The organism is Streptomyces sp. NPDC040718, from assembly GCF_055593565.1.
Genome location: NZ_JBVIXO010000005.1, coordinates 93,165 through 118,040, shown reverse-complemented (window position 1 = coordinate 118,040; position 24,876 = coordinate 93,165). Strand labels below are relative to the sequence as shown.

Annotated in this window: 18 protein-coding genes and 1 tRNA gene; 9 read left to right on the top strand and 10 right to left on the bottom strand. The window is 73.9% G+C overall.

What is annotated here, in order from left to right; genetic code table 11:
- Positions 1 to 85 precede the first annotated feature (85 nt).
- Positions 86 to 1,771 carry a ricin-type beta-trefoil lectin domain protein gene (locus ACZ597_RS14645; RefSeq protein WP_471329052.1) on the bottom strand — a complete coding sequence of 562 codons (1,686 nt, stop codon included), beginning with the start codon at positions 1,769 to 1,771 and terminating at the stop codon, positions 86 to 88.
- A 191-nt stretch (positions 1,772 to 1,962) separates the two neighbouring features.
- Between ACZ597_RS14645 and ACZ597_RS14640 the strand changes: the two genes are divergently transcribed.
- From ACZ597_RS14640 to ACZ597_RS14630, 3 genes are all read left to right on the top strand, one after another.
- On the top strand, positions 1,963 to 2,619 hold the full coding sequence (locus ACZ597_RS14640) for a TetR/AcrR family transcriptional regulator (RefSeq protein ID WP_471329049.1): 657 nt from the start codon (positions 1,963 to 1,965) through the stop codon (positions 2,617 to 2,619).
- Positions 2,620 to 2,640: 21 nt separating this feature from the next.
- Positions 2,641 to 3,561: a serine/threonine dehydratase gene (locus ACZ597_RS14635; protein WP_471329047.1), complete on the top strand. Its 921-nt coding sequence runs from the start codon at positions 2,641 to 2,643 to the stop codon at positions 3,559 to 3,561.
- Positions 3,562 to 3,681: 120 nt separating this feature from the next.
- A complete protein-coding gene (locus ACZ597_RS14630; RefSeq protein ID WP_471329046.1) occupies positions 3,682 to 4,041 on the top strand; it encodes a hypothetical protein in 360 nt (119 codons plus the stop codon).
- A 31-nt stretch (positions 4,042 to 4,072) separates the two neighbouring features.
- Here ACZ597_RS14630 and ACZ597_RS14625 read toward each other — a convergent pair whose 3' ends face one another.
- The 9 genes from ACZ597_RS14625 to ACZ597_RS14585 all read right to left on the bottom strand — a co-directional run bounded on the left by ACZ597_RS14625 (position 4,073) and on the right by ACZ597_RS14585 (position 15,738).
- The gene (locus ACZ597_RS14625; protein WP_470961951.1) at positions 4,073 to 4,282 is read right to left on the bottom strand and encodes a hypothetical protein; all 210 of its coding nucleotides are present in this window, start codon (positions 4,280 to 4,282) and stop codon (positions 4,073 to 4,075) included.
- Complete coding sequence (locus ACZ597_RS14620; protein ID WP_471329043.1) at positions 4,279 to 6,195, bottom strand: peroxidase family protein; 1,917 nt, start codon at positions 6,193 to 6,195, stop codon at positions 4,279 to 4,281. The genes ACZ597_RS14625 and ACZ597_RS14620 overlap by 4 nt, the downstream gene beginning before the upstream one ends.
- A gap of 9 nt (positions 6,196 to 6,204) precedes the next feature.
- Positions 6,205 to 7,569 carry an alpha/beta fold hydrolase gene (locus ACZ597_RS14615; RefSeq protein WP_471329042.1) on the bottom strand — a complete coding sequence of 455 codons (1,365 nt, stop codon included), beginning with the start codon at positions 7,567 to 7,569 and terminating at the stop codon, positions 6,205 to 6,207.
- Positions 7,570 to 7,582: 13 nt separating this feature from the next.
- Positions 7,583 to 8,935 carry a cytochrome P450 gene (locus ACZ597_RS14610; protein ID WP_471329040.1) on the bottom strand — a complete coding sequence of 451 codons (1,353 nt, stop codon included), beginning with the start codon at positions 8,933 to 8,935 and terminating at the stop codon, positions 7,583 to 7,585.
- On the bottom strand, positions 8,932 to 10,347 hold the full coding sequence (locus ACZ597_RS14605; protein WP_471329038.1) for an FAD-binding oxidoreductase: 1,416 nt from the start codon (positions 10,345 to 10,347) through the stop codon (positions 8,932 to 8,934). Before ACZ597_RS14605 ends, ACZ597_RS14610 begins: the two co-directional genes overlap by 4 nt.
- Positions 10,348 to 10,402: 55 nt before the next feature.
- Positions 10,403 to 12,013, bottom strand: a complete 1,611-nt coding sequence (mdlC, locus tag ACZ597_RS14600) for a benzoylformate decarboxylase (RefSeq protein WP_471329036.1) — start codon at positions 12,011 to 12,013, stop codon at positions 10,403 to 10,405.
- A gap of 137 nt (positions 12,014 to 12,150) precedes the next feature.
- Positions 12,151 to 13,125: a GMC oxidoreductase gene (locus ACZ597_RS14595; RefSeq protein WP_471329034.1), complete on the bottom strand. Its 975-nt coding sequence runs from the start codon at positions 13,123 to 13,125 to the stop codon at positions 12,151 to 12,153.
- Between the two features lie 151 nt (positions 13,126 to 13,276).
- Positions 13,277 to 15,664 carry a hypothetical protein gene (locus tag ACZ597_RS14590; RefSeq protein WP_471329033.1) on the bottom strand — a complete coding sequence of 796 codons (2,388 nt, stop codon included), beginning with the start codon at positions 15,662 to 15,664 and terminating at the stop codon, positions 13,277 to 13,279.
- Positions 15,664 to 15,738, bottom strand: a tRNA-Arg gene (locus ACZ597_RS14585). Before ACZ597_RS14585 ends, ACZ597_RS14590 begins: the two co-directional genes overlap by 1 nt.
- 189 nt (positions 15,739 to 15,927) lie before the next feature.
- Here ACZ597_RS14585 and ACZ597_RS14580 point away from each other — a divergent pair.
- From ACZ597_RS14580 to ACZ597_RS14555, 6 genes are all read left to right on the top strand, one after another.
- Positions 15,928 to 17,262, top strand: coding sequence for an ABC transporter substrate-binding protein (locus ACZ597_RS14580; protein ID WP_471329031.1), 1,335 nt, complete (start codon positions 15,928 to 15,930; stop codon positions 17,260 to 17,262).
- A gap of 149 nt (positions 17,263 to 17,411) precedes the next feature.
- A complete protein-coding gene (locus tag ACZ597_RS14575; RefSeq protein ID WP_471330085.1) occupies positions 17,412 to 18,233 on the top strand; it encodes a carbohydrate ABC transporter permease in 822 nt (273 codons plus the stop codon).
- Positions 18,230 to 19,072 carry a carbohydrate ABC transporter permease gene (locus tag ACZ597_RS14570; protein WP_471329029.1) on the top strand — a complete coding sequence of 281 codons (843 nt, stop codon included), beginning with the start codon at positions 18,230 to 18,232 and terminating at the stop codon, positions 19,070 to 19,072. The genes ACZ597_RS14575 and ACZ597_RS14570 overlap by 4 nt, the downstream gene beginning before the upstream one ends.
- A gap of 50 nt (positions 19,073 to 19,122) precedes the next feature.
- On the top strand, positions 19,123 to 22,146 hold the full coding sequence (locus ACZ597_RS14565; protein ID WP_471329027.1) for an alpha-mannosidase: 3,024 nt from the start codon (positions 19,123 to 19,125) through the stop codon (positions 22,144 to 22,146).
- A gap of 139 nt (positions 22,147 to 22,285) precedes the next feature.
- Complete coding sequence (locus tag ACZ597_RS14560; protein ID WP_471329025.1) at positions 22,286 to 22,651, top strand: hypothetical protein; 366 nt, start codon at positions 22,286 to 22,288, stop codon at positions 22,649 to 22,651.
- 172 nt (positions 22,652 to 22,823) lie between these two features.
- Positions 22,824 to 24,848, top strand: coding sequence for an NADPH-dependent 2,4-dienoyl-CoA reductase (locus tag ACZ597_RS14555; protein ID WP_471329023.1), 2,025 nt, complete (start codon positions 22,824 to 22,826; stop codon positions 24,846 to 24,848).
- Positions 24,849 to 24,876: the final 28 nt, after the last annotated feature.

The following is a 24,876-nucleotide window of genomic DNA, read 5'->3' as shown; positions in this document are numbered from 1 at the left end:
CGGCACCCGCGCCGGGCGGGGTGCCGCCCGGCGCCCGTTCCCCCGGAAGTGTGACGGCGCCGGGCGGCTGCCTGCCGGAGTACTCCTAGACCGGGAGGGACCAGGCCTGGTCCACCTGGTGGTCGCCGCAGGCCGCCAGCCGCAGCCGTTCGGCCGGCGCGTCGGGGGTCGCGGGCGCCGCCGGGGCGGTCAGGCACTGCCCGCTCGTCTCCTCGACCAGGGCCCCGTCGCGCCGGTGGCTCCAGCTCTGGCCCGCCTGCCGGCCCGGGGCGCAGTCCGCCAGCTCCACCAGGCCGCCCGTACGGGCCGTGAGGCACTCGCCGGCCAGCCGCAGCCGCCCGCCGCCGCCCAGGGTCCAGCGCTGGTCTGCCCCGGCGGTGCAGGTGCCGAGGACGACCGAGCCGACCCCGCTGGTGCTGGCCCCGTCGGCGCACTTGGCGCCGAGCCCGTTGATCTGCCCGGTGGGCACCGCCTCGGCGCAGCCGCGCGGGGTGAGCCGCCACACGGCCGTGTCGTGCGCGCCGAGCCGCCCGGTCAGGGCGTTCACCACCTCGGTGCGCCGCCCGGTCCACAGGTCCTCGGCGTCGGCCACGCACGCGGCGGGCAGCCCGACGTCCGAGAGGGGCACGGAGACGTCCCGGGCGCTGCCCGAGCGGTTGAGCACGGCCACGGCGCGGTCGCCGTTCGCCAGCGGCCGGGCCAGCACCTCGAAGGTGGTGTTGGAGGAGACCACCGCGCCCTGCCGGCCCAGCGGGTCCTGGTCCAGCTCGATCATGCGGGTGTTGCCGAGTGCCGCGAGCCCGCCCGGGGTGAGCGCGGAGACGTCGGAGGACAGGATGAAGGGGGCCGCCATCATCGCCCACAGCCCGACCTGGCTGCGGCTCTCCGCGTCCGTGAGGCCGGGGGCGCCCGCGATCAGGAAGTCGGGGTCGTTCCAGTTTCCGGGGCCCGCGTACCGGCCGAGCCAGCGGTTGTAGCCGTAGTTGCCGAGCACCGAGCTCCAGCGGGAGGTGGCGGGGGCGTTCGGGGCGTACACCTTGATGTCCCGGCCCTCGCGCCACAACTGGCCCGTCTCGCCGACCCAGTCGAGGACCTTGTGCCAGTCGGAGCCGCCCCATTCGCCCTGCTGGAAGTAGGCGGGCGCGGAGGCGGACAGCACCATCGGGCGGCCGCTGTCGCGCAGCGCCCGGGCGACGGAGTTGTAGGCGTCCCGGTAGGCCTGCTCCTTCGTCTTCCCGGGCGGCACCCACAGGTTGCAGCCGTCCATCTTGACGTAGTCCACCTTCCACGACGCGAACTGCCGCGCGTCGCGGGCGTAGTGGTCCGGGCCACCGCCGTCGGGGGAGCCGCTGCCCGGGTAGCGCTCGCAGGTGAGGGAGCCGGCGTCCTCGTAGATGCCGAACTTGAGCCCCTTGGCGTGCAGGTACTCGCCGAGCCAGGCCATGCCGTGCGGGAACTTGGCGGTGTCGGTGACCAGGTTGCCCTGCGCGTCGCGCTCCTTGAGCATCCAGCAGTCGTCCACGGTCACCGTGTCGTAGCCCTTGGCGGCGAGGCCGCTGGAGACCAGGGCGTCGGCGTTGGCGACGACCTTGGCCTCGTCGATGTCGCACATGTAGTGCGCCCAGTTGTTCCACCCCATGGGCGGGGTGAGCGCGAGCGGGGTGTCCCAGGTCGCGGTCGGCTCGGCGGCGGCCGGTGCGGGGGCGAGCGCGAGGGCGAGCAGGGCGGCCGCGGTGAGGCAGGGGAGCGAGGCGCGCGGGCGAGGCGGCACGGGGTCTCCTTGGCGTGGGGGAGTACCGGCGGACATTCGTGCCTCAGTGCAGCGGTGCGACTACCCGCTGTCAATGCAAGTCGATGGTTATGGCTCAATGACCAGCAATATGGCCGCAGTCGATGTCACACGTCCGTGGCGGGCAAGGTTGAGAGTCGCCGTATGTTACGTCGGCTGATACGGTGTATCTCATGCCGAGGAGATCACCAGCACTGGACCGCGCCACCCCGGAGGCCATCGCCGTCACCGCGCTGCGCGTCCTCGACGAGGAAGGGCCCGGAGCCCTCAGCTTCCGCGCCCTCGCCGAGCGGCTCGACGTATCCCACGCCACCGTCCAGCGCCGCTGCACCGACCTCGCCGGCCTGCTCGACCTGTGCACCGACCACCTCGCCGCACAGCTCCCCGAGGTCCCCGCCGGCACCGGCTGGGCCGAAGCCTGCGAACGGCGCTTCGGCGCCCTCTACCGGCTGCTCACCGCCCACCCCGGACTGCTCGCCCTGCGCGGCGGTCGCCCCTGGCTCGGCCGGCAACTGCTGGCCCGCCTCGTCGAACCCGTCCTCGCCGACGGCATCGCCGCCGGGATGACCCCGGCCGAGGCCATGACCGCCTACCGGCGGATGTACCTGCTCACCCTGGGCAGCGCCGCCTTCGTCGACCACCGCGACCCGGCCGGGGCCACCGCCGCCTCCCGCGCAGCCATCGCCGCCCTGGACCCGGCGGAGTTCCCCGTCCTCACCGGCGCACTGGCCGACGTACTGCCCCCGCTCACCGACCACGAGGTCTACTACGGCGCCCTGCGCCGGCTCATCGGGGCAGCCCGGCCCGCCGGCCCGCGGCCCGCGCCCTGAGACAGCGAAAGGCAACCGACCATGGAACAGCAGCTCGACTACGCCGCCGTCCGCGCCGCCGCGGCCCGTACGGCCGGCGCCGTCCGCCCCGCCGCGGTGGTACCCGCCTCCGAAGGCGTCTGGTACGCCCTGGAGTACCTCCAGCACACCGGCTCCTTCAAGGCCCGCGGCGCCCACAACTTCCTCGCCGCGCACCGCGAGGCAGGCCGCCTCCCGGCCGCCGGCGTCACCATCGCCTCCGGCGGCAACGCCGGCCTCGCCTGCGCCTGGGCCGCCCGCGCGCAGGGCGTCCCCGCCACCGTGTTCCTCCCCGGCAACGCCCCGCGCGTCAAGGTGGACCGGCTGCGCGGCTACGGCGCCGACGTACGGCTCGTCGGCGACCGGTACGCCGAAGCCCTCGCCGCCTGCCGGGAGTTCGCCGCCGGCAGCGGCGCCCTGAGCAGCCACGCCTACGACCACCCGCTCGTCGCCGCCGGGGCCGGGACCCTGCTCGACGAGGTACGGGCCGCCCTGCCCGGCCTGGACACCGTCGTCGTCGCGGTCGGCGGCGGCGGGCTGTTCGCCGGCGTGGCCACCGCCGCCCACGAGCACGGCGTACGGGTGGTCGCCGCCGAACCCGAGCACTGCCGGGCCCTGAACGCCGCCCTGGAGGCGGGCGAGCCCGTCGACGTCCCGGTGTCCTCCGTCGCCGCCGACTCCCTCGGCGCCCCCCGGGTCTCGGCCGACGCCCTCGCCGCCGCCCGGCGCGGGAACGCCGTGTCGGTGCTCGTCCCGGACGAGGCGATCACCGCCGCCCGCAGGGCGCTCTGGGACGAGCACCGCATCGTCGTCGAGGCCGGCGCCGCCACCGCCCTGGCGGCCCTGCGCACCGCGCCGCAGCCGCTGGGCGAGCGGGTCGCCGTCGTCCTGTGCGGGGCCAACACCGACCCCGGGGACCTCTGAGCGACGATCGTCGCCCGGGCCCGAGACTTTCGAGTACGGCACCGGCCCCCGAGCGCCTGCGAGGCTCCGGACGACGGTGCGGACCGCACCGGAACGTCGAGGGCACGGAGGAACGGGGCCATGGCTCAGCGCAAGGGTTGTCTCATCGGGTGCGGTATCGCGCTGGTGCTGGGGGCGGGGCTCCTCGTGGCGTTGTTCTTCGGGGCGGCCAAGGTCCTCGACATAGCCGACAAGACCCTGCTCGACCCGAAGGTCTACGAGGCGGTGAAGGTCGGCGACGCCGAGGCCGAGGTCCGCGCGAAGCTCCCCTCGGGCGACACCTTCGTCAAGGACGCCCTCAAGGACGGCGGCCCCGCCGAGCCGGCCGGCAGCGTCTGCGCCTGGTACCTCTCCGCCGCCGACGGCCAGACCGAGGACGTGCTCCGCTTCTGCTTCAAGGACGGCAAGCTCGCGGAGAAGGCCCAGTACCGCATGAAGTAGCACCGCGGCACCGGGCCTTCCCCCTCCGGCCCTACCCCCGGCCGTCCAGTCGGGCGGCCGAGCGCGACAGCCCGTCCGCGGCCGTCGCGCACCGCCGGGCCAGCTCGTCGACACGGGCCCGGAAGGCGTCGGCCTGCGGACCCCTCCAGTCCAGGCCGTCACAGGCGCCGCGCAGCCGGTCCGCCCGCTCGCGCAAGGCGGCGGCGTGGCTGCGCAGGCCGTCGGCGGGGTGTCCGCTCACGACCGCTCCTTCCAGGGGGCGAAGGCGTTGGTCACTCCGGCCAGCGCCGGGGCCAGCTCGGGGTGGTGCCGCAGCAGCACCGTCACCATCGAGTTCCGGTCGATCCAGCGCAGCCCCTCGGCCGTGTACACCTCCGGACGGTAGTCCGTGGTGAAGAAGCGGTCGCTCTTGATGCGGCGGGTGGCCATCAGCGCGAACACCCGGAAGAGGGTGTCGCTGAACCCGAAGCCCGCCGGCCGCGGCTCGGCCAGGTTCCCGACCAGGGTGTCGACCCGGTCGAGCCGGCCGTCGTAGAGCTCCCGCAGCAGCGGGGTGTCGCCCGGGTGCCCGCCGGTGAGCTCCTCGAAGGAGGTGACGGGCCGCTTGCGCAGCATCTGCCGCTGGGCGTTGTAGCGGGGGATGCCCCGCTCGCGGTCGCGCAGGACGTCCACGGTCCCGAGGTCGATGTGTTCGCCGGACAGTCGCTTCAGGTTGCGCAGCGCGTCCGGGTGGTTGTGCAGGACCAGCGCCCCCGGGTTCGAGACGCCGAAGGTGTAGAACAGGTCGCTCATCCCGTACGCGTCGACCGCGGTGCGCGTGGTCGCGCCCTGCATGTCGTCGAAGCCGACGACCTCGCGCCGCGCCCCGCGCCGGTGGTCGCGGACGGTGATCTCGTCGGGGATCAGCGGGTGCAGCCGGTACGCCGAGACGAACTCCTCCGTCATGGAGAAGGGAGCGGCGTGGTGGTCCGTGCCCGACCCCCGGGAACCGCTGAGGACCTCGCCGCCGACCCGGCCGAAGGTCTTGGTGACCCACCGGGGCAGCAGCCCGTACCAGTTGGCGCGCATCGCCTGGTGCACGACCGGGTGGTCGAGGATGCCCGGCGTCCACTCCACGGTGTGGATCTTCGCCATGAGGGCGGTGTTGACCAGCCGCGCCGTGTGGAAGATCCGCTCGTCGTCCCAGGTCGGGTGCTGCGAACGGACCAGGTCGCAGATGGAGTTGTGCTCCTTGGCGAAGAGCGTGTGCAGCAGCGACAGCCCGGTCCAGTAGTCGCTGTTCATGCCCGTCGCGTCGAGGCAGTCCATCCCGGGCCGCGGATCGGCGGGCAGCCGGCCGCCGTCCACGATCAGCCGGCCGTGCTCCCCGGTGCGCAGCGAACGGCAGCGCGCCTCGTCCGACCCGTAGATCTGCGAGCCGTCCCACCAGTGGCTGACGGTGTTCTCGTACGTCGGCGGGACGTCCGGGGTGGTGTGCGCGACCGGGTCGGGGCGGGTGCGGTTCACCCGCATCGGGCAGCCGCCGCCCTGCTCGGCCCAGTCGTCGTCGGCGGCCAGCGGGACGGTGAACGGCTCGGCCTCCTCGTTGTCGCCGTGGTTGGCCCAGCCGTGGTTCTGGAACTGGATCCATGCGGCGGCCAGCAGGTTCAGGGTGGGCGCGGGAGTGAAGCCGCGCCGGGCCAGCAGCTGCCGGCTGACCTCGCGCGGACTGGGCGTCATCAGCGCCTCGTCCTCGTCCGGATACGCCATGTGCAGCGGGGCGTTGCGGTCCAGGCGGGTGCCCACCCGGCCCATGTCCTCGTCGTACGGGTCGTAGCCCGAGCCGTCGTACGAGCGGTACGGCGCGAGGTGCTTCGTGGGCCGCCGGTCGCGCTCGCCGCCCGCGCCGAAGGTGTCGTGCAGGTTGTGGCGGCGCAGGTCCTCGCGGATCACGGCCAGGTTCAGCAGGCCGAGCGGGGCCGGCAGTTCGTACCACTCGCGGGTCCGGTTGACCCGGGCGAAGGCCGCCGACTCCAGCCGCTCCAGCAGTCCGGGCGGGCCGTACGGCTGCGGCGGCGCGGGCGGCGGCTGCTGCCGGTGGGAGGTCTGGGCCGGCAGCTCCGGCGCGGCCGGCGCCGTATCCGTCGGGGGAGTGTGCGAGTCGGTGTCGGTCATGAGGGGTCCTCAGCGGTCGTGGAGGGTGAAGAGGTGCGTGCCGGTGACCCGGCCGCGGAAGGCGGCCAGCTCCGAGTCGACGTGCGTGCGCGCGTGGGGGACGTCGTGTTCGAGGTTGTGCGCGTACCGCTCGGCGGCATGGCACAGCGGGAAGGCGTGGGTGTCGTCGGTCCAGGTGAACTCGGTGAACTGCTTCGGCAGTTCGTACGGGGACACCGACGAGCGGCCCTCCAGGCTCGGCACGATGTCGTGCTCGTTGACGAGCGAGACCACCCGGGTGCGCGGATCGGCGGCACGCTTCTGGTCGATGGGCGAACCGATCGCGACCACGTGCGTCACCGTGTACAGCGCGTTGAAGTCCCGGCTCGCCGCCAGGTTCATCGCGGTGATCCCGCCCTGGCTGTGGCCGACCAGCGCGACCTGCGCACCGGAGGGCACGAGCCGGCGCAGGGCCCTGACCACCGCACGGGTGTAGGTGGTGTCGATGGAGCCCACCGCGTCGATGCCGCCCAGCAGGTCCTGCGGACTCTCCTGGTTGAAACTCGGCCCCATTCCGGCCAGTTGGACGACGTAGCGGCTCTCCCCGTCCGGTCCGTCGACCTGCTGGACGAGCAGCAGGCCGCGCGTGCCGATCCGGCCGATGTTGCGGACGTAGCCGACGATCGTGCCCGAGGTGTCGATGCTGCCCAGCAGCGCGGCGGAGGGGGTGTGCGGTTCGGCGCGTCCCTTCCCCCGGTTCACGAACGCCCACACCGTGGAACTGACCCCGACGAAGTAGTCGGAGGTCAGCGGCCGCCCGGTGGCGATCTGCCAGCCGGCGGTGTCGTTGAAGGGGTTCTCGTCGGTCAGCGCGTTCCAGGCCATGATGTCCGTGAAGGACGGCGCCAGCAGGGCGAGTGCGTACTCCGCGCCCTTCTCCGTCAGCAGGCCCCGGAACAGCCGCACCGCCTCGGTCTGGCGGTCCTCGTCGATGGCGCGCAGCACCCGCGAGGTGGTCGGGTTGTCGAGCAGCTCCGGGTGGCGCACGGCGGCCGCCCGGATCCGGGCCTTCAGGCCGGTGACGGCGAGGCTGACCGCCAGGCTCTCCCGGCTGGTCAGCACCCCGGCCAGCCAGAGCGCCCCGGCGAGCGGGGCACTGCCCTGCGGGGCCCAGCCCAGGCCCTTCGGGTCCATCAGGGTGCGCAGCAGCCCGCGCTGCGCGGCACGGGCCCGGCGCGGCCCGGCCGCCGCCAGCGGCAGCCGGGAGCCGAGGGCGACCCGGGAGGCGTAGCGCGCCGCGTCGCGGACGGTGTCGGCGGCTTCGGCGAGCTCGCGGCACACGTGGTGCAGGGAGGCGATGTCCGGCTGGGTGACGGACGGTTCGGCTTCGGTCATGGCGGGACTCCTCCTACACCCGGCCGAGGCGCAGCCGGATGCCGGCCGTGTCGAGGATCCCCGGCAGCGGACGCCCCGGGTCGAGCACCGGGCGGGCCCCGGTGAGGCGGTGGCCGCGCAGCACCTCGGCGCAGACCAGGGAGGTCAGGAGCAGGGCGACGTACTCGCCGGGGCAGCGGGCGCCGCCGTGGCTGAACGGGGCCACCCGGGTGTCCCGGTGCACGTCCGGGGCCAGCCAGCGGCCCGGCGCGAACAGGTTCCCGCCGTCGACCCGTTCGGGGTCGCGCTGGTGGAACCCCATCGGCACCAGCACGTTGGTGCCGGCCGGGTGGCGCACCCCGCCCCACTCGGTCTCGGTACGGGTGACCCGTACGAGGTCGGGCACGATCGGGTACAGCCGTACCGACTCCTCCAGGCAGGCCCGCAGCCTCGGCAGTCCGGGGACGCGGTCGGCCGCCTCGGCACGGGCGGCCTCCTGTTCGGCCGGGTGGTGGGCGAGCAGCAGCAGGGTGCGGGCGACGACCGGAGCGGCGAGGTCGATGCCGAGCAGCCAGTGGTGGGTCTGGCCGAGCGGGTCGGTGCCCTCCGGGGAGGGCTCGGCCAGGGCGCGGGACGCCAGCGTGTGCGCGGGCGCGTCGGCCGCGTACCGGGTGATCCGGGCCTCGATCTTGGAGTAGAGCGCCTTGGCGGCGTCCGGCTTGCTGCGGCCCATCCAGTTGGCCCGGCCGCGCAGGGTGGCCAGCCAGTCGGACAGCTCCTGGTCGTCGGAGGCCCGGTCGCCGAGGACCACCCGCCGGGAGATGCGGGTCAGGGTCTTCCACAGCAGCGGGAAGTCCACGACGGAGCGGGAGGTGAGCCGCCGGCACTCCTCCTCGACGACGGTCTGGAACTCCCCGCAGGAGGGGTGCACCGGCCGGTCGGCGGCGAGGGCGTGGTCGTTGACCCGGCGGCGGTCCTCGCGGACCTGCCCGTGCGAGCAGATCACCCCGGTCGGTTCGAACACGGACAGGCTGGCGTACTTGTCGTCGGCGTCCATAGCGAGGTCCGAGACCGGCTCCTGGAAGAACCGCCGGATGTCGCCCTCGTCGAACAGGACGAGCATCTCGCCGGAGAGCGCGCGCACCATCACGGGCGCGCCCCGGTGCCGGGCCCGCATCGCGCGCAGGGTGGCGTTCGACCAGGCGGGCTGGTTGACGCGGGAGTACAGCGCCATGACCGGGAAGCGGGGGTTGGCGACGCCGCGCACGAAGACGGGCAGGGTGTGGGTGGCGACGAAGCGGACGGTCTCCGCCAGGCCGGCCCGGACGGGCGGCAGTCCGGGGGCGCCGCCCCGCGTGGTGTCCGGGGCCTCGGTGGACTGGGTCATACCGTGACCACCTTGCCGGGGTTGAGCAGGTTCTTCGGGTCGAACAGCCGCTTGAGGCCGCGCTGGAGCTCCAGCGAGACGGGGCCCAGCTCGCGCTCCAGCCACTCCCGCTTCAGCGTGCCGATGCCGTGCTCGCCGGTGGTGGTGCCGCCCAGTTCCAGGCCGGCGGCCATGATGGCGTCGTACGCCTCCTGGGCGCGCCGGAACTCGTCCGCGTCGGACTCGTCGAAGACGACCGTGGGGTGCAGGTTGCCGTCGCCCGCGTGGCCGAGGGTGAAGATCTTCAGGTCGTAGTGCTCGGCGATCTCCTCGATCTGCCCGATCAGCGTGGGGAGCGCGCTCCTCGGCACCGCGACGTCCTCGATGAACGCGGTGAGCCCGCCGCCCCGCGAGGCCATGTAGGCGGCGAGGGCCGGGCTGACCAGCCGGCGCGCCTCGATGATCTCGTACGCCTCCTCGGCGGTGGCGGACGTGGTGATGTGCTCGGCGCCGGCCTCCTTGCAGAGGATCTCCATGGCAGACAGCTCCGAGGAGGGGTCGGCGGAGTCGCTCTCGACGATCAGGGTGGCGGCGCTGCCGGGGCGCAGCAGCGGGTGCGTGCCGAGGTCCACGATCGCCTGCGTCGTGGCCCGGTCCAGGAGTTCGAGCGCGGACGGGGTGTGGCCGGCGGCGGTGATCGCGGCGACGGCGTTCCCGGCGGCGGTGAGGGTCGGGAACTGGGCCAGCAGCGACAGGGCCGGGGGCCGGGCGGGCCGCAGCGCGAGGGTGGCGCCGACGACCACGGCCAGGGTGCCCTCGGAGCCGACGATCAGGCGCGTCAGGTCGTACCCGGCGACGCCCTTGGCGGTGTCCCGGCCGGTGCGCATCCGCCGCCCGTCGGGCAGTACGAGGTCCAGCCCGAGCACGTAGTCGGCGGTGACGCCGTACTTCACGCAGCAGATGCCGCCCGCGCCGGTGGCGATGTTCCCGCCGATGGTGCAGCGGTCCCAGGAGGCCGGGTCCGGCGGGTACGTCAGCCCGTGTTCGGCCACGGCCTCCGCTAGGCGCCGGGTGGTGACGCCGGGCTCGCAGCGCACCAGGCGGTTGGCGGGGTCGACGGACAGGATCCGGTCCATCGCCGAGGTGGAGAGCACCACGCAGCCGTCGACGGCGTTGGCGGCGCCGGCCAGGCCGGTGCGGGCGCCCTGCGGGACGACGGGGACGTCGAGTTCGTAGGCGGTGCGCATGATGTGCTCGACCTGCTCGGTCGTGCGGGGGACGGCGACCACGGCGGGGGTGCCGCACTCGGAGAAGGGGGCGGAGTCCCGGGAGTGGGCGGCGAGTTCCGCCGGTCCGGTGAGCAGGACCTCTGCGGGGAGCGCGGAGCGGAGCCGTTCGAGCAGCAGGGAGGGGGTGTCGCTGGTTTGGGGCATGCCGGCCTTCCGGGGCGGTGCGGTGCGGTGCAACGGCTGGGGGTGGGGGTGGGGGCTACAGGGTCGGGAGTTCGGTGGTGACCGGTACGTCGATCAGCACCGGGCCGTCCTGCTGGAGGGCCGACTCCCGGACCAGCTTGGACAGTTCGCCGAAGCCGGTCGCCTGGTGGGCGCGGACCCCGTAGCCGGTGGCGACGGCCGCGACGTCCAGGCCGGGGATGTCGAGTCCGGGGGCGCCCTGGGCCCGCTCCACCTGGGCGAACCACTGGAGGATCGCGTAGCGCTGGTTGCTGAGGACGACGAAGGTGACCGGGATCTTGTACGCGGCCGCGGTCCACAGCGCCTGCACGGCGTAGTGGGTGGAGCCGTCGCCGATGACGCAGACCACGGGCCGGTCGGGCGCGCCGAGCTGGGCGCCCACGGCCGCGGCGAGGCCGAAGCCGAGACCGCCGCCCGCCGTGAACAGGAACGAGCCGGGGGTGTCGATCCGGGTGGCGTCGTGGAACTGGCCCAGGTTGGAGGGGGATTCGTTGACCCAGAGGGTGTTGGCGGGGGCTCCCTGGGCGATGGCCGTCATCGCGGCGAGCGGGGTGAGCACCCCGTCGACCTCGTCCGTGGACTCGGCCCGTGCGGTGCGCGCGGCCGGGGCGGCGGCCTCCCGGGCGGGCAGCTCCGCGAGCAGGGCGCGTACGGTCAGGGCCAGGTCGGCGACGATCGCGTCCCCGACGGGGGCGCGGGCCGCTTCGTCCGCGTCCCGGGTCAGGTGCACCAGCTCGGTGCCCTCGGGCAGGTAGGCGCCGGGGACGTAGGGGTAGTAGCAGAAGACCGGGGCGCCGATCACGAGGACCAGGTCGTGCCCCTCCAGGCAGCGGGACAGCGGTGCGATGGCCGGGGGCAGCATCCCCCGGTACTGCGGGTGGGACTTGGGGAAGGCGACCCGGCCCTCGGTGGGCGCCGACCAGACGGGCAGGCCGGTGCGCTCGGCCAGTTCCACGACGGCGTCCCAGGCCCCCGAGGCGTCCACGTCGTTGCCGGCGACGAGGACGGCACTGCGGGCGCCGGCCAGGCGGGCGGCGAGCTCCCGGACCACTTCGGCGGAGGGGGCGGCGGCGTGCGTCACGGTGCGGGCCGCGGTCCGCTGGGCGGCCCGGTCCTCGTCCTCTTCGAGGAGCACGTCGAAGTCGTCCATCGGCAGCGAGACGAACACCGGCCCCTGCGGAGGGGTTTCGGCGACCTGCACGGCCCGGGCCAGGGCCGGCGCCACGTCCGCCGCGCGCGGGGGCTCGTAAGCCCACTTCACGGCGGGCTGCGGCAGCAGGGTGGACTGCGGGTTGGTGAGCAGGGCCTCCATGGTGAGCATGGCGCGGACCTGCTGGCCCGCGGTGACCACCATGGGGGTGCGGTTGGCCCGGGCGTTGAGGATCGCGCCCATCGCGTTGCCCGTGCCCGGGCCGGTGTGCAGGTTGACCAGGCCGGTGGTGCCGGAGGCGAGGGCGAAGCCGTCGGCCATGCCGACGACCACGGCCTCCTGGAGCCCCAGCACGTAGCGGAAGTCGTCGGGGAAATGCTTGAGCATGGGCAGTTCGGTGGAGCCGGGATTGCCGAAGACCGTGGTCATCCCGCGGGCTCGCAGGACGTCGAGGGCCGACTCGCGGACCGTGCGCATGGGGGTTCCTTCGCGGAGCGGGCGGAAGCGGTGGGTGATCAATCCATCACATTGCGTTGACCAAGGCAAAATCCATGATCCGTTCGGGTCGGACGCCGAAGAAGCCCTGGCGACCGCCCGCCCCGCGTGTTATCGGCTCACCCGGCGGCCCGGAGGATGTCCTGGCTGGCCTTCTCCGCCAGCACCAGGGTCGGTGCCACGATGAACGGGCCCGGGATGCGGGGGAAGGCGGAAGCGTCGACCACCCGGACGTTGGCGGTGCCGCGCACCCGCAGCTGCCCGTCCAGGACGGAACCGCTCCGCCCGGCCGGGCCGATCGCGACGGTGCAGTACGCGTGGTGCCCCCAACCTCCCGTACCGGGTCGGGGAACCCGGCCTTGGCGTTGGTGCTGCGGATCGAGCGGACCGCCTCGATCATCGCGGCCACGTCCGCGTCCCCGCCCCTGTCGTCCCGGTCCTCGAAGGTGCAGCCCGCGATGGCCGTGAAGTCCCGGTTGAGCGCGGAGACCACCGACACCTCGTAGCGGTCCTGGGTTGCCGCCGACGCCCGGCAGGTCGAGCAGGGGGGTGATGCCGTGCTCCGCGAGGTGCTCCCGGGGGCCGATGCCCGACAGCATCAGCAGCTGTGGAGTGTTGAAGGCGCCGCCCGCGACGATGACCTCGCGCGTCACCCGTACGGTGCGCCGCAGCCCGTCCCGTTCGGCCGCGGTCCGGGGGGCGGCGCCGGGGGAGGCCTGGTAGAGGTGTCGCCCCGACAGGTGGGTGACGGCCGTGGCGCGCAGTTCCCCCTGCCGTTCCCCGCAGACGATCCGCTCGGCGAGCGCGTCCGTGGCGACGGAGAGCTTCGCGGGTTGCCGGGACAGCACGTCGAGGAGCCGCTCCCAGCCGGAATCCCCCGTGAGATCGCGGATGTACGCCCAGTCGGTGTGCTCCGGGTACATCAGGACGGTCGCGTTGTGCTCGTCCGGGGTGTCGCGCCGCTGCCGGGCGGCCGTCGCGGGCGCCGCGCCGGCGAGTGCCGCGGCCACGGCGGCCGCCGTGGAGGCGAGGACCGTACGGCGGCCGGGGGAAAGGGAGTTCGGGGGGTCGGGCGTGGGGGAGTCGTGATCCATACGCCCGTCCTAGGGGTCCCCCGTGCGGGCGTACGCGCGCCGCGCCGCCCCCCACCCGTACGGGCAGGGGGCGTTCACCCCTGTGAGTGGCGCGGCCGGAAGCAGCCGCGCCGCCTCGGAGCGGCTGCTCCCGGCCCCCGGCGCGCCCGGCTCAGGGTGCGGGGGCGGAGCCCCGGCCCCCCGCTCCACCGCCCGCCCGGGGCGCCCGCATCCAGTGCCCGTCCGTGCTCCAGCCCAGCAGCCGGCGCGCCCGGCCGCCCTCGCCCGTACCGTCCGGGCCGAAGGATCCGCCCCGGACGACCAGGCGCAGACCCGCCAGAGCGGGGGCGAGCCGGTCCCGGACGTGCGCCGGGCGCGGCGCCGACTCCGCGTCGATCCAGGCCAGTACGGCCGCCCGCTCGGCCGGGTCGCACAGCGACAGGTGGAACAGCATCTGCCGCCAGGCGTACGCCGCGTCCTTGATCGCGGGCAGCGGGCGCGGGTTCCCCTCCACCCGGGCCACCAGCCGGCACACGGTCTCGAAGCACTCCCGGGCGGGCCGCGCCCAGCCGCCCGGCACGGTGACACCGGACCGCCCGACCAGGGTGGCGAGGTTGTGCGTGGTGAGGATCTGGGCCTGCTCGATCACCTTCCCGTTCGCCGCCGGCGACCAGCCGTGCCCGCCGCCCGCCCGCTCGGCGCACAGCGCGGCGAACTCGGGCGCCGTGCGCGCCGGCCGCCCGCTCCGCGCCGATTCGGCGGCCTGGGAGACCGCCATCCGGCGCAGCCCCGCGTAGTCGATGCCGTAGTAGCGCGCGTACAGGCTCTCCTCCAGCAGCTCCCCGGCGACCCGGGCGGCGACGAGGAACTTCGGGCTGAACGTGCCCATGAAGATGTCGGCGGCGAGCTCCTCCACGAAGGGCGCGCCCAGCTCCGCCTGCCGGCCCAGCTGGCCCAGCTCGCGCACCAGCGGGTTGGGCAGCACGGTGGCGGGGAAGGCGCGTACGGCCAGCCCGCCGAGCCGGCGCAGTGCCTCCGCGGCCGGTCCCGTGTCCGCGCCGTCGGCGCGCCGGTGGCCGGAGACCGCCCGCAGCCAGGGGAGTTCCTCGATCCGTACCTGCGACTCCAGGTTCAGCAGGAGCAGCGAACGGCGGCCCCGGAAGGCGCGGTACGTCGCCGCCATCAGGTTCCGCAGCGGCTCGTCCGCGTACCGCTCGGCGGTGACCGCCGCGACGAGCTGCGGCACCAGCTCGGCCAGCACCTCCGCCGACGGCACCACGCCCCGGTCCACCAGCACCTCCAACGGGGCGCTCAGCGCCGCCCGGACGGTCGCGCCGACCGCCGCCGGCACCCGCGCACCGGCGGGCAGACCGGTCTCGCGGGCCTCCTCGGCGCTCACCGGAGCCACCGGGGTGTCCGTGTCCGGGGTCCCGGCGCGCTGGTCGAGACCGGAGATCCGGCGCAGCACCAGACCGGCCAGCGCGTGGTGCGAGGGCAGTGCGGCCTGGCGGGCCTGGACCGCCCGGAGCCGGGCGTGCCCGGGAGAGCCGGGCGCGCCGCGCTTGGCCAGCATCGCTTCGACGGCGACCCGCAGCAGTCCGGCCAGCCGGGGCGCGGGCCCGCGGCCGGCGACCTCCTCCTCCAGCGCCCGGCGCAGGATCGCGGCGTTCGACTTCGGGTCCAGGTGCTTCGTGCAGAGGGTGTGCGCGGCGGCCAGTGCCCTGTAGCGCGCCAGCAGCGCGGCGCCCTCGGCGTGCCAGTCCGGGCCGGGCGCGCGCCCGTGGGCCCGGAGCCGGTGCGCGAGCAGCTCGTCCTCGAAGGGGCGCCAGACGGCGAGCGCCTCGCGCTGGGTCTCCACGGCCGTGTTGGGGCCGCGGCGGGCGAGCGCCGCCGAGGCCTCCCCAACGGTACGGCGGTGCACGGAGTCCACCCCGGGGGCGGGGCGGTCGGCGGGGCGCGGGGAGAAGCGCAGCCGGCCGGCGAAGGGCCGCAGCACCGTGACGAGTTCCGCGGCGGCGTCGAAGTCGCCGGCGCGCACCAGCCACGCCACGGTCGCCAGCGCCGCCTCCTCGGGCACCCGCACCTCGTAGCGGCCGCTGTCGAGCAGGGACCACAGGCGGGCCAGGCCGTCCTCGGAGAGGAAGTACGCGAAGAGCTCCGCACGGTCCGCGGGCACGCCGGCCAGCCGGGCGGCCTGCTCCTCGTACGGCAGCAGCGGCCCGCCGGCCGAGGGGCTTCCGGTGGCGAAGCCGCCGGTGACCACCTCGGGGGTGGCCCAGGCGGGCAGCGCGGCGACGGGGGTGCGGGAGCCGATGCTCAGCGAGCCGTCCGCGATGCCGGACAGGACGCTCTGCCACTTCCGGGCACGGGACCCGGCCCGTTCGCGGGTGGCGGTGTCGCCGTGGGTCCGCGCGGTCCGCAGGGCGCGGGCCAGCCGCTCCGCCGCGTACGACGGGGACACGGTCACGGGTCCGGAGACGGGCGTCGGCGTGGGTCCGGGGACCGGCGCGGGGCCGGGCCGGGACGGGTTCGGAGGCTGCTTGTCAGCGTGTGCGTTCATGGCCGACGTGGCAGGTTCCGCCCCTGCGCCCTCCGGGTCCGGAGCCCGGCGCTCTGCTGCTGAGCTACACGTCGTGGTAGTCCGTCAACCTAGGCGCCGGCCATCCGGCCGCGCAAAGGTTTTTGCGGCAGCCCGTACGACGCGGGAGATAAACCGCTTCAGGCCATCGGGGCGCGGGCCTCGTTGACGGCCCTCCGCCCTGCGGTCAGCGTGGGCACCGCCCTCCGGCAGCGAAGCCGGAACCTCCCCCGAAGGCGGCGACGATGACTCGTTCCCCCCTGACCCGCACGGCCGTCGCCACGCTGGTGGCAGCCGGCCTCCTGACCGTGTCCGGATGCGGCCTGGGCGGAGGCGGCGCCGGCGCCGACGAGGCCCGCAGAACCGGCGAGGTGTCCGGCGAGATCACCTTCCGCACCCTCCAGCTCAAACCCAAGTTCACCGCGTACGTCCAGGGCGTCATCGACTCCTTCGAGGCCGAGCACCCCAAGGTGAAGGTGAAGTGGGAGGACGTCCCCGGCGACGGCTACAACGAGAAGCTCGTCGCCGACGCCCAGGCCGGAGCCCTGCCCGACGTGGTCAACCTCTCCACCGACTCCTTCCAGCTCCTCGGGGACCGCGGCATGCTCGCCGACGTGGCCCGCCTCGACGGGGCGGTCGCCGCGGAGTACGTCCCGGGTGCCTGGGAACAGTTCAAACTGCCCGGCAAGGGCGACGGCGTGTACGCCTACCCCTGGTACGTCACCCCCGAGATCCTCACCTACAACAAGGACCTCTTCGCTGCGGCCGGCCTGGATCCGGCCCAACCGCCCACCACCGTCGAGCAGTTCTTCGACTACGCGGAACAGATCGCCGCCCGCTCCGGCGGCCGGTACACCGCCTTCATGGCCGACCCCAAGGGCCGGCTGCCCGGCGACTGGCAGAAGATGGGCGTCCCCCTGCTGAACGACGCGCGGGACCGCTTCACCTTCGACACGGACCGGGCCGTCGCCTGGGTCGAGCGGATGAAGGACCTCTACGCCAAGGGAGCCATGCCCAAGGAGTCCCTCCTGAAGGCCGACGACATCAACCAGCTCTACGGCGCCGGCAAACTCGTCTTCGGCCCCGGCTCCCCGGGCTTCGTCCGGGACGTCAAGCAGAACGCCCCGCAGGTCTACGCGCGCACGGCAGTCGCGGGCGCCGTCACCGGCACGCTCGGCCACATAGGGATCTACGCCCAGTCCCTCGGCATCCGCAAGGACACCAAGCACCCCGATGCGGCAGCCGAGTTCGCCAAGTGGGTCACCAACGGACCCAACCAGGTGGAGTTCTCGAAGAACGCCACCATCTACCCCTCCAACGCCAAGGGCCTGGCCGACCCGCGCTTCGCCGACCGGGGCGACGGCAAGGACGCCGAGACCCTGGCCCGGGCCGTCGGCGCGGAGCAGCTGAAGACGGCGGACCTCGACGCCAACACCCCCGTCCAGTGGACCAACCAGGTCGGCGACGCGGTGGTGCGGGAGGTGCAGCGGGCCATCCAGGGCGAGCAGGACGCCCGGACGGCGGTGCGCAAGGCCCAGGAGGAGGCCAACCGGCTGCTGGCCGCCGGGACGCGCAAGTGACCGCTCCCGCCCCGGCGGCTCCCGCTCCGGTGCGGGACCGGCCCGACGGGAGACGCCGGCGCCGGGCGGCACGGGACACGGGGGCCGACCCGGGCCTCGTCCACCGCAAGTGGTGGGCCCCCTACCTCTTCCTCGGGCCCGGCCTGGTGATGGTGGCCCTGTTCAGCGTCTGGCCGTTCCTCAACACCGTCGTGCTGTCCTTCACCGACGCCCGGATCCTGAGCGGCGGCTCCTTCGTGGGCTTCGGCAACTACACCCGGGCCCTCGCCGACCCCGACTTCTGGACCGCCACCGGCAACAGCGTGCTCTACCTGGCCGTCGTCGTCCCCTGCCTGGTCCTGCTGCCGCTGGCCCTCGCCGTCCTCGTCCAGGCGAAGGTCCCCGGCATCGGCCTCTTCCGCTCCGCCTTCTACACCCCGGTGATCGCCTCGGCCGTCGTCGTCGGCCTGATCTGGCAGTGGGTGCTGCGCAGCGACGGACTCGTCAACACCGTCTTCGAGGCGCTCGGCGTCATCTCCGAGCCGGTCCCCTTCCTCACCGACAGCACCATGCTGCTGTTCTCCGCCATGCTCGTGACCGTGTGGAAGGGCCTCGGCTACTACATGGTCTTCTACCTGGCCGCCCTCGGGAACGTCCCCGCCTCCCTCCACGAGGCGGCCGCCCTCGACGGCGCCGGCCCCGTCCGCCGCTTCTTCAGCATCACGATCCCCCAGGTGAAGCCGATGATGCTGCTCGTCGGCACCCTCTCCGCGATCTCCGCGCTGCGCGTCTTCACCGAGATCTACATCCTCGGCGGCGAGAGCGGAGGCCCCGGCGGCGGCGCCCGCACCCTGCCCTTCCTCATCCGGCAGGTCGGCCTCGGCTTCGCAGGGGAGACCGGCTACGCCTGCGCCGTCTCCCTGCTGCTGTTCCTGCTGACCCTGGTCTTCAGCCTGCTGGGCCGCCGCCTGTCGAAGGGGGACGAGGGTTGAGCGCCGCCGGGACCCGTCGCGGGCGCCGCCGGAGCGGCCTGGCCGTCCGGTACGCCGTCCTCGTGCTCACGCTCGTGCTGATGCTCGGGCCGATCGTCTGGCAGTTCCTGACCTCGGTCCGCGGCCGCACCGAGAACGTGTACGACGGGCTGCTGCCCTCGCACCCCACCCTCGACAACTACCTGCGCGTCGCCGAGTCCTTCCCGCTCGCCCAGTACGTGGGCAACACCCTGGTGGTGGCGCTGCTCGCGGTGGCCTCCAACACGCTGTTCGCGGCGATGGGCGGCTACGCCCTCTCCCGGGCCGGCTGGAAGGGCCGCAAGGCCGTCTTCACGGTCCTCGTGGCGACCCTGATGTTCCCCTTCGAGTCCGTGATGATCTCGATGTTCCTCACGGTCCGCGAGATGGGCCTGGTCGACACCCTCGTCGGGGTGTGGCTGCCCGGCGCGGTGTCCGTGCTCAACATCATGATCATGCGGGCGGCGTTCCTCGCCGTCCCCCGGGAGATCGAGGAGGCCGCCGTCCTGGACGGTGCGGGGGAGTGGGCCCGGTTCACCCGGGTGTTCCTCCCGGGTGCCCGGGGAGCCCTGGCCGTGGTCTGCATCACCAGCTTCATGGGCGCCTGGGACGACTTCCTGTGGCCGCTGCTGGTCCTGACCGACAGCGACCACTACACCCTCCAGCTCGGCCTGAAGACCCTCGCCGGGGCCACCACGACCAGCGACCAGCGGATCGTCGCGGCGGGCGCGATGACCGCCCTCGTCCCGATGGTGCTGCTCTTCCTCCTCCTCCAGCGTTTCTTCTTCAAGGGAGTGGGCGAGGGGGCCGTCAAGACCTGACCACCCCGTCCCCCGCTTCCGTCCGTCCGCCGTCCTCCTGGAGCCGCCTCGTGCACGACGACCGCAGCATCACCGAACACCGCCTCCGCCGGGTCCTCAGGGAGCGCATCCGGCCCGCCGTCCACTCCCGCCCGGTCCCCCTCACCGTCGAGCGCTGGGAGGCCCCCGGCGAACCGGTCCCGGTCGCCGAGGCTCTGGCCGCCCCGTACGGGCCCTGCGCGGCCGGCGACGCCTGGGGGCCGGCCTGGGGCACCACCTGGTTCAGGGTCACCGGCGAAGTGCCCGCCGACTGGGCCGGCCGTACCGTCGAGGCCGTCCTCGACCTCGGCTTCGACCGGATGATGCCCGGCTTCCAGTGCGAGGGACTGGTCCACCGGGCCGACGGCAGCGAGGTCAAGGCCCTGAACCCGTACAACGACTGGGTGCGGGTGGCCGACGCCGCGGCGGGCGGCGAGCGGGTCGAGTGGTACGTCGAGGCCGCCTCCAACCCCGTACTGGTCGAGCACGCCCCCACCCACGAGGGCGACCGGCTGACCAGCGGGGACCGGCCGCTCTACCGGCTGGCCCGGATGGACCTCACCGTCTTCGAGGCCGAGGTCTGGGAACTCGTACAGGACCTCGACGTCCTCGCCGAACTGATGCCCCAGCTCGGCGCGGACGACGCACGGCGCTACGAGATCCTGCGCGCCGTCGACTCCGCCCTCGACGAGGTCGACCTCGGCGACGTCGCCGGGACGGCCGCCGCCGCCCGCGCACGCCTCGCCGGGGTGCTGGCCGCCCCGGCGAACGCCTCCGCGCACCGGATCAGCGCGGTCGGCCACTCCCACATCGACTCGGCCTGGCTCTGGCCGCTGCGCGAGACCGTCCGCAAGGTGTCGCGCACCACTTCCAACATGGTCGCCCTGATGGACGAGCACCCCGAGTTCGTCTTCGCCATGTCGCAGGCCCAGCAGCTCGACTGGGTCAAGACCCACCGGCCCGAACTCTTCGAGCGGGTCAAGAAGAAGATCGCCGACGGCCAGTTCGTACCCGTCGGCGGCATGTGGGTGGAGTCCGACACCAACATGGTCGGCGGCGAGGCCATGGCCCGTCAGTTCCTGTACGGCAAGAAGTTCTTCCTCGACGAGTTCGGCATCGAGACCCGCAACGTCTGGCTGCCCGACTCCTTCGGCTACACCGCGGCGATGCCGCAGCTCGTCAAACTCTCCGGCGCGCAGTGGTTCCTGACCCAGAAGATCTGCTGGTCCCAGGTGAACCGGTTCCCGCACCACACCTTCTGGTGGGAGGGCATCGACGGCACCCGCGTCTTCACGCACTTCCCGCCCGTCGACACCTACAACAGCGACCTCGGCGGCGCCCAGCTGGCCCATGCCGCCCGCAACTACCGTGAGAAGGGCCGGGGTTCGCGTTCCCTGGTGCCCTTCGGCTGGGGCGACGGCGGAGGAGGCCCCACCCGCGAGATGCTGGCCCGGGCCAGGCGCCAGCGGGACCTCGAAGGCTCCCCGCGCGTGGAGATCGAGCGCCCCGACGCCTTCTTCGAGAAGGCCCGCGCCGAGTACGAGGACGCCCCCGTCTGGGCCGGCGAGCTCTACCTGGAGCTCCACCGCGGCACCTACACCTCCCAGGCCCGGACCAAGCAGGGCAACCGGCGCAGCGAGTCGCTGCTGCGCGAGGCCGAGCTGTGGGCGGCCACGGCCGCCGTCCGCGTACCGGGCTTCGGCTACCCGTACGAGGACCTGGAGCGCATCTGGAAGACCGTCCTGCTGCACCAGTTCCACGACATCCTGCCCGGCTCCTCCATCGCCTGGGTGCACCGCGAGGCCCGCGCCACCTACGAGAAGGTGCGCGAGGAGCTGACCGCGATCACCCGCGCGGCGCAGACCGCCCTCGCGGGCGCGGGCGAGGAGGCGCTGGTCTTCAACTGCGCCCCGCACGAGCGGCGCGGGATCCCGGCCGGCGGCGCGGGACGGGCGCCGGCGGCCGAGCAGCCGGTCACGGTGGAGGAACGGCACGGCGGCGGGCACGTCCTGGCCAACGGACGGCTGCTGGTGGAGATCGACGGGCGGGGCCTGATCGTCTCCGCGTACGACCTGGAGGAGGGCCGCGAGGCGCTCGCCCCGGGCGGTGCCGCGAACCTGCTCCAGATCCACCCCGACTTCCCGAACATGTGGGACGCCTGGGACGTCGACGCCTTCTACCGCAACAGGGTCACCGACCTCACCGCCCTCGACTCCCTGGAGGTCACCGGGCGGGGGCCGGACGCCTGCACCGTCACGGTGACCCGGTCCTTCGGCTCCTCGGCCGTCGCCCAGGCCGTCACCCTGCGGGCCGGCGCCAAGACGGTGGACATCGCCACGGAGGTGGACTGGCACGAGACGGAGAAGTTCCTCAAGGCCGCCTTCCCGCTCGACGTCAAGGCCGAACGGACCGCCTCCGAGACGCAGTTCGGGCACGTGTACCGGGCCACCCACACCAACACCTCCTGGGAGGCGGCCAAGTTCGAGATCTGTGCCCACCGCTGGATCCACGCGGAGGAACCCGGCTGGGGCGTGGCGCTGCTCAACGACTCCACGTACGGACACGACGTCACCCGCCACGTCCGGGCGGACGGGGGCCAGACCACCACCGTCCGCCTCTCCCTGCTGAGGGCCCCCCGCTACCCGGACCCGGAGACCGACCAGGGGCGGCACACCCTGCGCTTCTCCCTCGCGCCCGGCGCCGGGATCGCGGACGCGGTGCGCGAGGGGCACGCGTTCAACCTGCCCGAGCGGGTCCTGCGGGGCGCGGGGCCGGTGGCCCCGCTGCTGGCCGTCGACCACGACGCCGTGGTGGTGGAGGCGGTCAAGCTCGCCGAGGACCGCTCCGGGGACGTGGTCGTGCGGCTGTACGAGTCCCGGGGCGGCCGGGCGAAGGCCGTCCTGAGGCCCGGGTTCGCGGTCGCGGAGGCGGTGGAGAGCGACCTCCTGGAGCGGCCGCTGCCGGGCTCGGCGGTCGGCGCCCCCGCCCCGGACGGCGCGGTCGCCCTCACCCTGCGCCCGTTCCAGATCGTCACGGTCCGCCTCCGGCGCGGGTGAGTCCGCCCCTGGAGCCGGGCCGGCGGCCGGCCCGGCTCCGCCGCGTTCATCCGGTCGGCCGAGCAGCGCAGGCCGCCGGGGCTCCGCCGGGCAAGGCTGTGGGGAGGACCGCCACCACCGCACAGACGAGGACCGCCCCATGTCCCACAGCCGACGGACCAGCACCATCGTGGGGGTCGCGGCACTGCTGCTGACCGCCTCCGCCTGCTCCGGCCTGGGCCGGAGCACCGTGGGCATGCTCACGTTCCGCGGCCACGACTCACCGGCCGAGCTGAGCTACTCCAACACCCCGGTCAAGGGCTGCCACAAGATCCGCATTCCGGAGGGGGCCACCCACGTCGAGAACAACACCCTCGTGGACATCGTCCTGTACCGGACGGAGAACTGCGGCAAGGCCGAGGCCGAAGGGGCCGAGGGCGCCGAGGGCGTCTACGTGGCCACGAAGCTCTCGAACGTGACCGCCCCGCACAGCCTGCCCTGGCGCAGCTTCAGGGTCATCCACTGACGGGCCCCGGCCGGAGCCGGGGCGTGAACTGCGCCACACCCCGGGCGGTACGCGCCCCAGGTCCCGGGATTCCCGGTCCCGGGGGCGCCCAGCCGGTTATGCACTTAGTTGCAAAACCCGGCCCTCCTCGCTAGAACAGGTTCATCACCCCCGCGCGAGGAGGCGCCCCCTCATGAGTTCCCAGAGCCGGTACCCGCACCTGCTGAGCCCCCTGGACCTCGGCTTCACCACGTTGCCGAACCGCGTGATCATGGGGTCGATGCACACCGGCCTCGAAGAGCACGCGCACGGCTTCGAGCGCCTGGCCGCCTTCTACGCCGAGCGCGCCCGCGGCGGCGCCGGCCTGATCGTCACCGGCGGCATATCGCCCAACGACGCCGGACGCCCCTTCGAGGGCGGCTCCCGCCTCACCACCGAGGAGGAGGCCGCCGAGCACCGGGTGATCACCGACGCGGTGCACGCCGAGGGCGGGAAGATCGCGATGCAGATCCTCCACTTCGGCCGCTACGCCTACCACAAGGACCTCGTCGCCCCCAGCGCGATCCAGGCGCCCATCAGCCCGTTCGTCCCGAACGAGCTCACCGACGCCGAGGTCGAGGGCACCGTCGAGGACTTCGTCCGCGCCGCCCGCCTCGCCAAGCTCGCCGGATACGACGGCGTCGAGATCATGGGCTCCGAGGGCTACCTGGTCAACGAGTTCATCGCCGCCGCCACCAACAAGCGCACCGACCGCTGGGGCGGCGCCTACGAGAACCGCGTGCGCTTCCCGCTGGAGATCGTCCGGCGCACCCGCGCGGCCGTCGGCGAAGACTTCATCCTGATCTACCGGCTCTCGATGCTGGACCTGATCCCCGGCGGCTCCACCCTCGACGAGGTCGTCCACCTCGCCAAGGAGATCGAGGCGGCCGGCGCCACCATCATCAACACCGGCATCGGCTGGCACGAGGCCCGCATCCCCACCATCGCCACCTCGGTCCCGCGCGGCGCCTACACCTGGGTCACCAAGCGGCTGATGGGCGCGGTGAGCGTGCCGCTCGTCACCAGCAACCGCATCAACACCCCCGAGAAGGCCGAGGAGATCCTCGCCGACGGGCGCGCCGACCTGGTCTCCCTCGCCCGGCCCTTCCTCGCCGACGCCGACTTCGTCGCCAAGGCCGCCGCCGGGCGCTCCGAGACCATCAACACCTGCATCGGCTGCAACCAGGCCTGCCTCGACCACACCTTCAGCGGCAAGATCACCAGCTGCCTGGTCAACCCGCGCGCCTGCCACGAGACCGAGCTCGTGCTCTCGCCCACCCGGACGAAGAAGCGCGTCGCCGTGGTCGGAGCCGGCCCGGCCGGCCTCGCCTGCGCGGTCACCGCCGCCGAACGCGGCCACGCCGTCACCCTCTTCGAGGCCTCCGGCCACATCGGCGGCCAGCTCGACGTCGCCCGCCGCATCCCGGGCAAGGAGGAGTTCGAGGAGACCATCCGCTACTTCGGCACCCAGCTCACCGCCCGCGACATCGACGTCCGCCTCGGCACCCGCGCCGACGTGGACACCCTGCGCGGCTACGACGAGGTCGTCGTCGCCACCGGTGTCACCCCCCGCACCCCCGCCATCGAGGGCGTGGACCGGGACAACGTCGTCAGCTACCTCGACGTACTGCGCGACGGCGCCCCCGTCGGGCAGCGCGTGGCCGTCCTCGGCGCCGGCGGCATCGGCTTCGACGTCGCCGAGTACCTCACCGACAGCGGCGAGGGCGCCGCCCAGGACCCCGAGGTCTACTTCCGCCACTGGGGCGTCGACACCGCGTACGCCGGCCCGGGCGGCCTCACCGCCCCCGAGCGGCCCGCCGCCCCCCGCCAGGTGACCCTGCTCCAGCGCAAGACCACCAAGGTCGGCGCCGGCCTCGGCACCACCACCGGCTGGATCCACCGCGCGGAGCTCAAGCACCGCGGGGTCGTCTCCGTCGCCGGTGCCACGTACGAGCGGATCGACGACGAGGGCCTGCACATCACCCTCGGCGGCGAACCGCACCTCGTGCCCGCCGACACGGTCGTCCTGTGCACCGGCCAGGAGCCCCGCCGCGACCTGTACGAGGCGCTGCGCGCCGAGGGCGTCGAGGCGCACCTGATCGGCGGCGCCGACGTGGCCGCCGAACTCGACGCCAAGCGCGCCATCCGCCAGGGCACCGAACTGGCGGCCTCCCTGTAGGGGTTGTGGCTTGTGGCGGCCCGTTCGG

Coding starts and splice junctions, on each gene's coding strand:
- ACZ597_RS14640 (WP_471329049.1), top strand. CDS start 1,963: ATGCCGAGGAGATCACCAGCACTGGACCGCGCCACCCCGGAGGCCATC.
- ACZ597_RS14635 (WP_471329047.1), top strand. CDS start 2,641: ATGGAACAGCAGCTCGACTACGCCGCCGTCCGCGCCGCCGCGGCCCGT.
- ACZ597_RS14630 (WP_471329046.1), top strand. CDS start 3,682: ATGGCTCAGCGCAAGGGTTGTCTCATCGGGTGCGGTATCGCGCTGGTG.
- ACZ597_RS14620 (WP_471329043.1), bottom strand. CDS start 6,195: ATGACCGACACCGACTCGCACACTCCCCCGACGGATACGGCGCCGGCC.
- ACZ597_RS14615 (WP_471329042.1), bottom strand. CDS start 7,569: ATGACCGAAGCCGAACCGTCCGTCACCCAGCCGGACATCGCCTCCCTG.
- ACZ597_RS14610 (WP_471329040.1), bottom strand. CDS start 8,935: ATGACCCAGTCCACCGAGGCCCCGGACACCACGCGGGGCGGCGCCCCC.
- ACZ597_RS14605 (WP_471329038.1), bottom strand. CDS start 10,347: ATGCCCCAAACCAGCGACACCCCCTCCCTGCTGCTCGAACGGCTCCGC.
- mdlC (WP_471329036.1), bottom strand. CDS start 12,013: ATGCGCACGGTCCGCGAGTCGGCCCTCGACGTCCTGCGAGCCCGCGGG.
- ACZ597_RS14595 (WP_471329034.1), bottom strand. CDS start 13,125: ATGGATCACGACTCCCCCACGCCCGACCCCCCGAACTCCCTTTCCCCC.
- ACZ597_RS14590 (WP_471329033.1), bottom strand. CDS start 15,664: ATGAACGCACACGCTGACAAGCAGCCTCCGAACCCGTCCCGGCCCGGC.
- ACZ597_RS14580 (WP_471329031.1), top strand. CDS start 15,928: ATGACTCGTTCCCCCCTGACCCGCACGGCCGTCGCCACGCTGGTGGCA.
- ACZ597_RS14575 (WP_471330085.1), top strand. CDS start 17,412: ATGGTGGCCCTGTTCAGCGTCTGGCCGTTCCTCAACACCGTCGTGCTG.
- ACZ597_RS14560 (WP_471329025.1), top strand. CDS start 22,286: ATGTCCCACAGCCGACGGACCAGCACCATCGTGGGGGTCGCGGCACTG.
- ACZ597_RS14555 (WP_471329023.1), top strand. CDS start 22,824: ATGAGTTCCCAGAGCCGGTACCCGCACCTGCTGAGCCCCCTGGACCTC.